The sequence below is a fragment of the Acidovorax sp. GW460-11-11-14-LB4 genome (genome assembly GCF_059423685.1).
On the sequence record NZ_JBWKYJ010000105.1, the window covers coordinates 1 to 11,735 of the forward strand.

General features: G+C 67.2%; 12 protein-coding genes. 5 read left to right on the top strand and 7 right to left on the bottom strand.

Features of this window, described 5'->3' with window-relative positions; translation table 11 throughout:
• Nucleotides 1-156: 156 nt before the first annotated feature.
• The 4 genes from AC07X4_RS22645 to AC07X4_RS22660 all read left to right on the top strand — a co-directional run bounded on the left by AC07X4_RS22645 (nt 157) and on the right by AC07X4_RS22660 (nt 4,141).
• A complete protein-coding gene (locus AC07X4_RS22645) occupies nt 157-1,116 on the top strand; it encodes an MBL fold metallo-hydrolase (RefSeq protein WP_490407437.1) in 960 nt (319 codons plus the stop codon).
• A gap of 27 nt (nt 1,117-1,143) precedes the next feature.
• Nucleotides 1,144-2,796, top strand: coding sequence for an FAD-dependent oxidoreductase (locus AC07X4_RS22650; RefSeq protein ID WP_494741394.1), 1,653 nt, complete (start codon nt 1,144-1,146; stop codon nt 2,794-2,796).
• Between the two features lie 26 nt (nt 2,797-2,822).
• Nucleotides 2,823-3,080 (top strand): DUF2783 domain-containing protein, encoded by a 258-nt coding sequence (locus AC07X4_RS22655; RefSeq protein ID WP_488842758.1) that lies wholly within the window; start codon nt 2,823-2,825, stop codon nt 3,078-3,080.
• A gap of 92 nt (nt 3,081-3,172) precedes the next feature.
• Nucleotides 3,173-4,141: a Bug family tripartite tricarboxylate transporter substrate binding protein gene (locus tag AC07X4_RS22660; RefSeq protein ID WP_494741395.1), complete on the top strand. Its 969-nt coding sequence runs from the start codon at nt 3,173-3,175 to the stop codon at nt 4,139-4,141.
• Nucleotides 4,142-4,309: 168 nt separating this feature from the next.
• Here AC07X4_RS22660 and AC07X4_RS22665 read toward each other — a convergent pair whose 3' ends face one another.
• Genes AC07X4_RS22665 through AC07X4_RS22675 form a run of 3 tightly spaced genes read right to left on the bottom strand, consistent with a single transcriptional unit; the run spans nt 4,310 to nt 6,039 of the window.
• On the bottom strand, nt 4,310-4,873 hold the full coding sequence (locus AC07X4_RS22665) for a DUF2062 domain-containing protein (RefSeq protein ID WP_494741396.1): 564 nt from the start codon (nt 4,871-4,873) through the stop codon (nt 4,310-4,312).
• Nucleotides 4,870-5,028, bottom strand: a complete 159-nt coding sequence (locus AC07X4_RS22670) for a hypothetical protein (protein ID WP_494741397.1) — start codon at nt 5,026-5,028, stop codon at nt 4,870-4,872. The genes AC07X4_RS22665 and AC07X4_RS22670 overlap by 4 nt, the downstream gene beginning before the upstream one ends.
• Nucleotides 5,029-5,055: 27 nt before the next feature.
• Nucleotides 5,056-6,039: a TerC family protein gene (locus AC07X4_RS22675; RefSeq protein WP_056065578.1), complete on the bottom strand. Its 984-nt coding sequence runs from the start codon at nt 6,037-6,039 to the stop codon at nt 5,056-5,058.
• Nucleotides 6,040-6,199: 160 nt separating this feature from the next.
• Here AC07X4_RS22675 and AC07X4_RS22680 point away from each other — a divergent pair, with 160 nt between their 5' ends.
• On the top strand, nt 6,200-7,102 hold the full coding sequence (locus AC07X4_RS22680) for a LysR family transcriptional regulator (protein WP_494741398.1): 903 nt from the start codon (nt 6,200-6,202) through the stop codon (nt 7,100-7,102).
• A gap of 78 nt (nt 7,103-7,180) precedes the next feature.
• On the opposite strand, the gene AC07X4_RS22685 is transcribed toward AC07X4_RS22680, so the two are convergent.
• The 4 genes from AC07X4_RS22685 to AC07X4_RS22700 all read right to left on the bottom strand — a co-directional run bounded on the left by AC07X4_RS22685 (nt 7,181) and on the right by AC07X4_RS22700 (nt 11,585).
• A complete protein-coding gene (locus AC07X4_RS22685; RefSeq protein WP_494741399.1) occupies nt 7,181-7,909 on the bottom strand; it encodes an alpha/beta hydrolase in 729 nt (242 codons plus the stop codon).
• Nucleotides 7,910-8,092: 183 nt separating this feature from the next.
• Entirely contained in the window at nt 8,093-9,064 is a 972-nt protein-coding gene (locus tag AC07X4_RS22690) for a helix-turn-helix domain-containing protein (protein ID WP_494741400.1), read from the bottom strand.
• A gap of 84 nt (nt 9,065-9,148) precedes the next feature.
• Nucleotides 9,149-10,483, bottom strand: coding sequence for a sulfatase family protein (locus tag AC07X4_RS22695; protein ID WP_494741401.1), 1,335 nt, complete (start codon nt 10,481-10,483; stop codon nt 9,149-9,151).
• A gap of 145 nt (nt 10,484-10,628) precedes the next feature.
• A complete protein-coding gene (locus tag AC07X4_RS22700; RefSeq protein WP_440596619.1) occupies nt 10,629-11,585 on the bottom strand; it encodes a tripartite tricarboxylate transporter substrate-binding protein in 957 nt (318 codons plus the stop codon).
• Between the last annotated feature and the right edge of the window lie 150 nt (nt 11,586-11,735).

Genomic DNA, 11,735 nt, shown 5'->3' on the forward strand with positions numbered 1-11,735 from the left:
GTCGTGGTGGGCATGGGGCGATTGTCCACGCAGCGCAGCGTCCACACCCCCTTCGGGTTTACACCTAAACAAATGCGTTAGACATAAACAAACTTCTTGCCTAACATCAACGCATTCCGTTTAGATAAACGCATTCACCATTAACAAATCATCACCATGAGCACCGTCAAAACTTTTGCCTCCGCCGCCGACCTCGAAGTGAAGAAGGTGAGCTTCGACAAGCTCTCCGACCACGCCTATGCCTACACGGCCGAGGGCGACCCCAACACCGGCATCATCATTGGCGACGACGCGGTGATGGTCATCGACACCCAGGCCACGCCCGTGATGGCGCAGGACGTGATCCGCCGCATCCGCGAGGTGACGGACAAGCCCATCCAATACGTGCTGCTCTCCCACTACCACGCCGTGCGCGTGCTGGGGGCCAGCGCTTACGGTGCCGAGCACATCATTGCCAGCGAGGACACGCGCGACCTGATCGTGGAGCGCGGCCAGTTCGACAAGGACAGCGAGATCGGCCGCTTTCCGCGCCTGTTCCAGAACGTGGAGAGCGTGCCCGACGGCCTGACCTGGCCCACCATGACCTTCAACCAAAAGATGACCCTGTGGCTGGGCAAGCTGGAGGTGCAGATCCTGCAGCTGGGCCGGGGCCACACCAAGGGCGACACGGTGGCCTGGCTGCCGCAGGAAAAGATCCTGTTCAGCGGCGACCTGGTGGAGTTCGACGCCACGCCGTATGCGGGCGATGCGTACTTCCAGGACTGGCCCCAGACGCTGGACAACATCGCCGCGCTGAAGCCCGAAAAGCTCGTGCCCGGCCGGGGCGCCGCGCTACAGACGCCCGAGCAGGTGCAGGCAGGCCTGGCGGGCACACGCGCCTTCATCAGCGACCTGTACGAGAGCGTGAAGGCCAGTGCGGCAAAGGGTGAAGACCTGCGCAAGGTGTACGAAGCCACGTTTGCCAAGCTGCAGCCCAAGTACGGCCACTGGGTGATCTTCAACCACTGCATGCCGTTTGACGTGACCCGTGCCTACGACGAGGCCACGCAGTACCCCGACCCACGCATCTGGACCGCCGAGCGCGACATCCAGATGTGGAAGGCGTTAGAAGGCTGAGCTGCCGAGGTTGGAGGAGACAAAAACATGAACCCCAGAGACATTCCCGCCGAAGCCTTCCACGCCAGCGGTGCCGAGGTGCAGGCCCTCGATTTTGGTTATGTGCGCTCGCCCGATCAGGACCGCACGACGCCTGCGCAGCACCCTGTCGTGGTCATCGGCGCAGGTCCCGTGGGCCTGTCACTCGCCATCGACCTGGCCCAGCGCGGACAGCGTGTGGTGGTGCTGGACAACGACCACAAGCTCTCCATCGGCTCGCGCGCCATCTGCTTTGCCAAGCGCACGCTCGAAATCTGGGACCGCCTGGGCGTGGGCCAGCACATGGTGGACAAGGGCGTGTCGTGGAACCTGGGCAAGGTGTTCCTCAAAGACGAGCAGCTCTATGAGTTCAACCTGCTGCCCGAAGAGGGCCACGAGCGCCCCGCGTTCATCAACCTGCAGCAGTACTACGCCGAGGCCTACCTGGTAGAGCGTGCGCTGCAGTTGCCGGGCATCGACATCCGCTGGCACAACAAGGTGACGGCCGTGCAAAGCCGCGCGGACGGCGCACTGCTGAGCATCGACACGCCCGAGGGCGCTTACCAGATCGACGCGCAATGGCTGGTGGCCTGCGACGGCGCGCGCTCGCCCACGCGGCAGATGCTGGGGCTGGAGAGCAAGGGGCGCATTTTTCAGGACCGCTTCCTGATCGCCGACGTGAAGCTGGCGGATGAGGCGAACTTCCCCACCGAGCGCTGGTTCTGGTTCGACCCGCCCTTTCACCCGGGCCAGAGCGTGCTGCTGCACCGCCAGCCCGACAACGTGTGGCGCATCGACTTCCAGCTGGGCTGGGACGCCGACCCCGAGGAAGAAAAGAAGCCCGAAAACATCATCCCGCGCGTGAAGGCGCTGCTGGGTGCGGATGCACAGTTTGAGCTGGACTGGGCCAGCGTCTACACCTTTGCCTGCCTGCGCATGGACCAGTTCGTGCACGGCCGCGTCGTCTTCGCGGGCGACAGCGCCCACGGCGTTTCGCCCTTTGGCGCACGGGGTGCCAATAGCGGCGTGCAGGACGCGGAGAACCTGGCCTGGAAGCTCGATTGGGTGCTCCAGGGCCGCGCCAGCCCCGCGCTGGTGAGCACCTATGGCCCCGAGCGTGAATACGCGGCCGATGAGAACCTGTGCAACTCCACCCGCGCCACCGACTTCATCACGCCCAAGAGCGAGGTGAGCCGCCTGTTCCGCGACGCGGCACTGCACCTGGCACGCGAACATGCGTTTGCGCGGCGCATCGTCAACAGCGGCCGCCTGTCGGTACCGGCCACGCTGCATGCATCGCCATTGAACACGCCCGACACCGATGCGTTTGCGGGTACGCAGGTGCCCGGCGCCGTGCTGCTGGATGCGCCGTTGACAAAGCAAAGCCAGCCCACCTGGCTGCTGCGCGAGCTGGGGCCGGACTTCACGCTGCTGGTGTTTGGCCCGGCCCCTGCCTGGGCCTATGGCCTGCCCGATGTGAAGGTGCTGCAGATCGGCATCGACGTGATCGACCACCAGGCCCTGGCCGCACAGCGGCTGGATGCGCTGCCGCGCACCGTGTACCTGGTGCGGCCCGACCAGCATGTGTGCGCACGCTGGCGCACGCCCACCGAAGCGGCCGTGCGCAGCGCGCTGGCCCGTGCCACGGCCGCAGCCGTCTGACCAGGAAGACGACTAAGAACATGCCCATGCTGAACACCCAACCGAACCTGCAGGCCTGCGACGACTTCTATGAAGCGCTGATTGCCGCGCACCAGGGCCTGTCCACGCCCGAGAGCCACGCCATGAACGCACGCCTGGTGCTGCTGCTGGCCAACCACATCGGCGACCAGTCCACGCTGCAGCACGCGCTGCAACTGGCGCGCGGCAGTGCCGTGCCCACGGCCGACCGGCGCACCACCCCGGCCATCACGCCCGTGGTGCCCACCCACGCGGTGGCGGCCTAGCCCGCACCTTTTCACCTGGCACTTCAGCACCGCGCAGACGGTGCGGGGTCCGACCCGCCTTGAACTTTGACCACTACGGAGACAACACCACCATGCAGCGCAAATATTTCCTCGCCACCCTTGCGGGCCTGGCACTGGCCACCACACTGCCCCTGGCCCACGCCCAGGATTCCAAGCCACTCGAATGGGTGGTGGGCTACGCGGCGGGCGGCGGCTCGGACATCGTGGCGCGCACCATTGCCGAATCCATGTCGGCCACGCTGGGCCGCCCCATCATCATCAACAACAAGCCCGGCGCGGGCACCAACATCGCCGCAGAGTACGCCGCGCGCAACAAGGACTACGGCAACCTGATGTTCTCGGCCGACTTCGCCACCCTGGCGGCCAACCCGTTCCTGTTCAGCAAGCTGGCCTACAACGCCGAAAAGGACTTCCAGCCCGTAGGGCTGCTGGTGCGCTTCCCGATGTTCCTGGTGGTATCCAACAGCGTGCCGGCCAAGAACCTCAAGGAGTTCATGGCCTGGGCCAAGGGCCAGGCCGATGGCGTGAACTGGGCCTCGGCCGGGCCGGGCAGCCCGCACCACCTGGTGGGCGAGTTGTTCCGCGAGCAGAGCGGTCTCAAGCTCACGCATGTGCCCTATCGCGGCGCAGCACCGGCCATTCAGGACGTGATTGGCGGCCAGGTGTCCGCGATGTGGATCGACAGTGCCACGGTGTACCCGTTCCTCGCGGGCAACAAGGTGCGCGCCATTGGCGTCGCCAGCCCCCAGCGCGTGGCGACCATGCCCGATGTGCCCACGATTTCCGAACAAGGCTTGCAGGGGTTTGAAGGCTTTGCGTGGCAAGGCCTGGTGGTGCCCACCGGCGCACCGGCCGATGTGGTGGCCAGCTTCAGCAAGGCACTGCAGACGGCCCTGGCCGACACGCGCACCAAGGCGCGCCTGCAGGCCCTGGGCGTGGAGCCCATGCCCGGCACCGCTGCCCAGATGGGCAGCTTTGCGCGCGCCGAGCGGGAGAAGTGGGGCCGCGTCATCACCAAGGTGGGTGTCAAGCTGGATTGAGCCCCCTGAGCGGCTGCGCCGCTTCCCCTCAGGGGGACGCCACCCGTGGCCTGGCGAAGCCAGTTCCACGGTGGCACTGGCGATGGCCGCTCGCCAGTATCGCCGCCTGTGGACTTTAGGCTCTGCCGAGCCTCGCGCCTCGGAAAGTGGGTAGCGCCGATTCGCACGCTACGCAGCGGCTGATCGGCAGCGTGCCAGCCGGCGCTTGCGGTGCAGCGCGGGGGCCAGCCATAGCAACTGCACGGTGGCGTAGCCCAGTGCTGCGAGCAGCAGCCCCAGGGTGGGCAGGCCAATCAGCAGCGGCGCGCCCAGTGCCTGCATCCAGGTGCCCAGGGCCTGCACCGTGAACTCCCCGCCCGGCGCCACGCTGCTCCAGGCGGGCAGCGTCTGCGCGCCGGGCATCACCAGCGCCCCGAGGTAGAAGGCCATGACATACAGCGGCACCGTGGTGAGCGGGTTGGTATAGAAGGTGGCCACGCCCCCAGCCACCACGTTGCCGCGCAGCCAGGCGCACACCAGCAGCGTGCCCGGGATCTGCAGCGGCCCGGGGATCAGGCCGCAGAACATGCCCGCCGCTACCCCGCGCGCCAGCGGCTGGCGCTGAAAGCGGAACAGCGCACGCCGCTCCAGCCAGGGCTGGAACTGCGCGAGCCAGCTGCGGTCCAGCAGCTGGCGGGCCCGGGGCTCCAGCGCGCGCAGCCAGCGGCGCAAGCGACACAGCGGCTGCATCATGCGACGAAGGCTACCGCAGTGCCGGCGCCCCACAAGGCGGTGAGGCCCATCAGAAGGTTCACGTCGCGCGGCTCGTTCTCAGCGTGGTAGGCCATGGCAGTGGCCCCTACCAGTCCCAACAACATGCACAGCATCACCGATTCGATCAGATCCATGGTTGTGGTCTCCAGGTTCGGCAGCGATCAGGCCTTGGGGGGCAGTGCGGGTGGGGCGCCCTTGGCGGCCTCGCCCGAATTGCGCAGCGACAGGAAGATCGACCCGGCGATCAGCGTGGCCGTGACCAGCAAGGCATAGCCAATCGGAATCTTCACAAAGTCGATGAGCAACATCTTGCCGCCGATGAAAACCAGGACCAGTGCCAGGCCGTAGGCCAGCAGGTGGAAACGGTCGGCCAGGTCTGCCAGCAGGAAGTACAGCGCACGCAGACCCAGGATGGCAAAGATGTTGGCCGTGAGCACGATGAACGGGTCGCTGGTGATGGCGAAGATCGCCGGGATGCTGTCCACCGCAAAGATGATGTCGGTCGTGCCGATCAGGATCAGCACCACGAACAGCGGGGTGTAGTGCTTGACGCCGTTGATCAGGGTCGAGAGCTTTTCGCCGTCGAACTGGTCGGTGATGCGGATGCGCTTTTTCAGGAACCTGAGCACCGGGTTGGTGGCGATGTCAGGCTCCTGCCCGGCGGCAAACCACATCTTCACGCCCGTGACGACCAGGAACGCACCGAACACATACAGCAGCCAGTGGAAGGTGGCCAGCAGCCAGGCGCCTGCCAGGATGAGCAGCGTGCGCAGCACGATGGCGCCGATGATGCCGATGATGAGCGCGCGCTTTTGGTACTGCGGCGGCACGGCAAAGTAGCTGAACAGCATCAGGAAGACGAAGATGTTGTCCACCGACAGGCTCTTCTCCACCAGGTAGCCGGTAATGAACTGCATGGACACCGTGTTGGCGATCTCGCGCCCCTGGCTGCTGTCCAGGTACCACCACAGGATGGCCACAAACACAAAGGCCAGCGAGAACCACAACAGGCTCCAGCGCGCGGCCTCGCCCATGGTGACCTTGTGCGCGCCCTGGCGCTCCATGACCAGCAGGTCCACGCCTATGGCGATGACCACGAAGACGGCAAATCCCGCCCACATCCACCACGTTCCGATTGTTTCCATCGAGTTTCTCCAAAGATGCCCTCACACGCCCAGGCACGCCGGACGCCCAAGCCCCGGACTGTAGGGGCTGGGGTACTTCTTTAAAACCTGTGATCACAGTAGTATTGGTTCGGTTTTTACGAACCAAAGACTTTTTTAACGGCCCCACCGCAAAGAGATCATGAGCCAGAGCTTCAACTACCGCCATCTTTTCTACTTCTGGGTGGTGGCCAAGGAGGGCGGCATCGCCCGCGCCGCCGAGCGGCTGGACATGGCCGTGCAGACCATCAGCGCCCAGGTGCGCGAGCTGGAAAAGTCGCTGGGCGTGAGCCTGCTGCGCACCGAGGGCCGCAACCTGGTGCTGACCGACGCAGGCGTGGCCGCGCTGCATGAGGCCGACCACATTTTTGCGCTGGGCGAATTGCTGCCCGTGCGCGTGCGCGAGGCCGCCAGCGGCCAGACGTTGCGGCTGAACCTGGGCATCTCCGACGGCATTGCCAAGCTGGCCGTGCACCGGCTGCTGACGCCCGTGCTGGACGAGCCGCACCTGCGCCTGCTGTGCCATGAGGGCGAGTTCCAGCCCCTGTTGGGCGAGCTGGCGCTGCACAAGCTCGATGCCGTGCTGGCCGACCGCGCCGCGCCGCCCAACCCCGCCCTGCGCACCACCAGCCAGCTGCTGGGCACGAGCGCCATTGCCTGGTATGCGCCCCCGCTGTGGGCCGAGGCGGCGGCCCACAACTTCCCGCACAGCCTGGCTGTGGTGCCCGTGCTGCTGCCCACCGACCACGCCGCGATGCGCGCACGCATCGACCACTGGCTGGAGCGCGAGCGCATCCGCCCGCGCATTGCCGGGGAGTTTGAAGACAGCGCCCTCCTGAGCACCTTTGCCGCCACCGGCATGGGCGTGATGCCCGCGCCGGTCTCGCTGGGCGAGCACCTGGCCCAGACCCACGGGCTGGTGCAGGTGGGTACCGCACCCGACGTGCAGGAGCAGTTCCACCTGATCTACAGCGCCCGCAAGGTGATGCACCCGCTGCTCACGCGGCTGCTGGAGGCGGGCCAGGGCGGAATGCTATTGAATTAATAGCTACCAGCACATACCGATCTATCGCTTGGGGCCCAAAAGACGCAAAAATTTGGCGCAATGCCCTCGCAGGCCCCGTCAGTCGCGCCCGGCCCGCTCGATGTGCTGCGCCGCCGATGCCGGGTCGGAAAAGCACAGTTCGTGGCTGCCCGGGCACTCCACCAGGCGGAACAAGCCCAGCCGCTCCGACAGGCGCGGGTGCCACGGCAGGCTGTGGGGCAGCGCGGTGTCCTGCTGCGCGTTGAGGTAGCTCTTGCCCACCTCCAGCGCGGCCAGCGGCACGGGCAGCTGCGCCGGTTCGGTGAAGGTGCGGTAGGGATGAGGGTTGAGCAGCGCATAGGTGCTTTGCGCCAGGGCCTCGTCGGCATCGTTGATGAAGGCCTCGCGCCAGATGGGGTACGGCAGCAACACGGCATTGCCGCTGCTGGCCGCGACCTGGTCGAACAGCGCGCGGTAGTGGGGTGGCACCAGGTCGTTCAGGCATTCGCCTGGCTGCGGCACAAAAGCGTTCCAGTACACCAGACGGCGGATGCGCCCAGGCAAGCGCGCGGGCATGTGGCTGATGACCATGCCGCCATAGCTGTGGCCCACCAGGCGCACATCGGTCAGGCCCTGGCTGTCGATGAAGGCCGCCAGCGAATCCACCGCGTCGGCGAGACCCGTGGCCGCGCGGTCGTCGCCGGGGTTGTTGCCCGCGAGCGTGGGGCAGTGCACGGTGTGGCCGCGCGCGCGCAGGTGCGTGGCGGTGGCTTCCATTTCGGCACCGGTGTGCCATGCGCCATGGACCAGGACATAGGTATCCGGCATGTGTGTCTCCTTGGGGTTGGTGTTGCAGGACCGGGCGATCCGCCCTGCCGCTACCTTAGAAACACTGGGCGGTGCTGAATGGCCTGTGCGTGCCAGCTGGCTGTGCTGGGTGTGCCAAAAGCTCCACCGCCGTGCAGCACGGCAAGGCGAAACCACAACGACTCGGAGGATGGGGAGACGGAATCAGCCGCCGCGCCGCCACTGCGCGGGCGACATACCCATGGCGCGCTGGAAGGCGCGTGCGAAATGCGAGGGGTCGGCAAAGCCGCAGCGCCGCCCGATCTCGGCCACGGCCACATGGGCCAGTTGGGGGCGGCGCAGCAACTCGCCCGCCCGCGCCAGGCGCAGTTCGCGCAATGTGCCCGCAAAGGTGTGGCCCTGTGCCGCAAACGCCCGGTGCAGGGTGCGCAGCGACACACCCGCCTCCTGCGCCAGCGCCGGGGCCGAGAGGCCCGGCTGGTCGATGCGCGCCCGGATCAGCGCACACAGATGGGCATGCAGGCTGCGCGCCGCCGTGGGTGCCGGTGGCTGGGGCAGCTCCAGCGCCGCGCACAGCAGCGCGCCCAGGTGGTCGGACAGCAACGCAGGCGGCAAGGCCTGCGCCGAGGCCGGGTCACGTGCCAGCTGCACGGCCAGCGCCCCCAGGCTCTGGCCCCATCCCTGGTCGCGCCAGGCCACGCGCGGGCCGGGCGCCTCAGCCTGTTGCAGCCACTGGCCCACCCAGGCGCGCGGCAGCTGCAGCGACACACAGTGCACACCTTCGGGAAAGTGCAGTTCGTAAGGCCGAGCCGAATCCAGCAGCACCACATCGCCCGGGCGCAGGTGGGCCACATGGCCATCCTGGCGCACATGCCAGGCGGTCTCGGCCTGGCCGATCAGGTAGAAGGGCAGCTGGCGGCTGCGCGCAATGCCGGCGGGTGTGCGAAACACATCCTGGGTGGAGGCCCGCACGCGGTTGATGGACAGCGTCTCCACCGGCAGGCTTTGCAGCTCCCCGCCGAACAGCGGCGCCTCGCGGGAGCTGCAATCCATCTCCAGAAACGCCTCGCAGATCGCACCCACCCAGTAGTCCAGGCGCGCAGGCTGTGCCACCACGTCAGTGGTCCACTGGCGCAGAGCAGCGGGGGACGAAGGCGCGGAGGCGACGGCGGGCATGGAGCCCAATCTACCGGCAAGCGGGCCGGGCAGGCAACAGGGCAAGCCCTCCCGCCCACACTCCTGACGACCTGCCCGCCAGGCTCAGCGCTGCGGCATGTCCTTCACTGAGTACCCCAGGCTCACCGTGGCATCGTCAGGAATAGCGGGCATGGACACATTCCACGCCTCCCACGCGGCGCGCATGGTCTGCAGGCGTTCGGGCTCCACGGGCGCGCGGTTGGCGCGCTCACGTTCATCGTCGGCCAGGTTGAACAGGTAGTCGTTGCCATCCACGCGCAGGTACTTCCACACGCCCTGGCGCATGGCGCGCTGGCCCCGGTGGTTCATGCGCCAGAACAGCGGGGGCTCATCGATCACGTTGGCATCGCGCAGCAGCGGCATCAGCGAGCGGCCGTCCAGTGGGTAGTCCGCATGTGCAGCTGCCCCGGCAGCTTCGAGCATGGTGGCGGACCAGTCCATGGTCATGCAGGTCTGCGCGCTCACGCCGCCGGGGGCGATCACCGCAGGCCAGTGCGCGATCCAGGGCACGCGGATGCCGCCTTCGGTCAGGTCCATCTTGCCGCCGACCAGCGGCCAGTTGTCCGAGAAGCGCTCGCCACCGTTGTCGCTGGTGAACACCACCATCGTGTCGCGCGCCAGGCCCTTTGCCTCCAGCAGCGCCATGATGCGGCCGATGCCCTCGTCCATGTGGTGGATCATGCGGCGGTAGGTCTCGATGTTGCCGCCGTGCAGGTGGAACAGGTTGCCCTTGACCTCCTGCGCCAGCGCCTCGTCGTCGCGGGTCTCCCAGGGCCAGTGGGGCGCGGTGTAGTGCAGGCTCAGGAAGAACGGCGTGCCCGCCTGCGCGCCCGGCGCCATGCGCTGCACATAGTCGAGCGCGTGGTCGGTGATGAGGTCGGTGAGGTAGCCGTCCTGCTGCTTTTCCTCCTCGCCCAGGTACAGGTCGTGCGTGCCGTTGGAACTGCAGTGGGTGAAGTAGTCCACCCCGCCCGACATGGGCCCGAAGAACTCTTCGTAGCCCGAGCGCAGCGGCCCGAACGCGGGCGGGTAGCCCAGGTGCCACTTGCCCATCAGCGCCGTGCGGTAGCCCGATGCGCGCAGTAGCGACGGCAGCGTGGGGTGCTCGGGCGGCAGACCCAGCGTGGTGCTGCCCCGGCTCTTGCTGTTGATGGGCTCCTCGGCAGCGCCGCGCAGGCGGTACTGGTAGCGCGCCGTCATCAACGCAAAGCGCGTGGGCGAGCAGACGGGCGAATTGGAATAGCCCTGCGTGAGCTTGAGGCCATTGGCCGCCAGCTGGTCAAGCACCGGCGACACGGGGCCAAACGCCGCGTCGCGCCCACCGTAGCAGCCCAGGTCGGCATAGCCGAGGTCGTCGGCGACGATGAAGATGATGTTCGGGCGGGGTGGTAGGGTCATCTCGAAATCCAGTTTCACTCAACATGGCGCGCAGTCTTCGCGACAGGCGCGGCCGAGGCGGGGGCGGCAAGCAAGGGCCGCCCCGCAGCGAGGCCGCCGTCCCCCTCCGGGGGAAGCGGCGCAGCCGCTCAGGGGGGCTTCCTTGCTATGGTTTGAAGCCCGAGCGCTGCACGACCGGCGCCCATTGCGCGCGGTAGGCCTTGAGCATGGCCTCGGTTTGCGCCATGGTCGCTACCACGGGCTCCATCTTGGCGGTCTCGAACTTGCGCTGCGTGTCCGGATCTTTCATCACCTCCACGATCAAACCGGACAAACGTTCGGCCTGGGCCTTGGGCATGCTCATCGGGGCAAAGAAGGTGTTCCAGCCGGTGGCGGCCAGGTCCATGCCGCTTTCCTTGAAGGTGGGAATCTTTGCATCGAGCGGGCTGCGCTTGGCGCTCGACACGGCCAGGATGCGGATCTTGCCGGCCTCGTGCTGGGGCAGCAGGCTGTCAAACGTGTCGAACGCCACGGGCACCTGGCCGCCCAGCAGGTCGTTGAGCAGCGGCGCGGAGCCCCGGTAGCCCACCACCTCGGCGCGCACCTTGGCGGCGTCGCCCACCATCAGGCCAAAAAAGTGCGGCAGGCTGCCCGTGGCAGGCACGCCGAAGTTGGCCTTGTCGGGGTTGGCGCGCAGCCACGCCATGAGGTGCGGCAGTTCCTTGACCGGCACGGCACTGCCCACGGCCACGCCAAATTCATAGCTGTTGACATGGCTCACGGGGCGGAAGTCGCGCTCCGGGTCGTAGCCCGCATCGGGGAACACCAGGGGTGCCACCAGCATCACGGCGGGGTTGGCCAGCAGCAGCGTGGGCTGGTTGGCGGGCGCGGCTTTGACAGCCTGGGCCGACAGGCGGCCGCCCGCGCCGGTCTTGTTCTCCACGATCACGGGCGTACCGAGCTTGCTGCCCAGCTTGTCGGCCACGATGCGGGCCACGCGGTCGGTCGCGCCGCCGGGGGCGTAGCCCACCACGATGCGCAGCGGGGTGTCCTGGGCATGCGCCAGGGTGGCGCACAGGGCCAGCACGGCGGTCAGGGCAGAGGTGGCAAGGGGTTTCCACATGATCGGTTTCTCCAGCGTGGGCAGACGGGCCCGGCAGCAGGGCTGCCCGGGTTGATGGGCGCAATGTATTGGGCACACAATCAATTGATCTAATCAATCATCGCCCGGATATACCCTGATGCCCGCGCCTGCACCGGCCCCCCACCCACC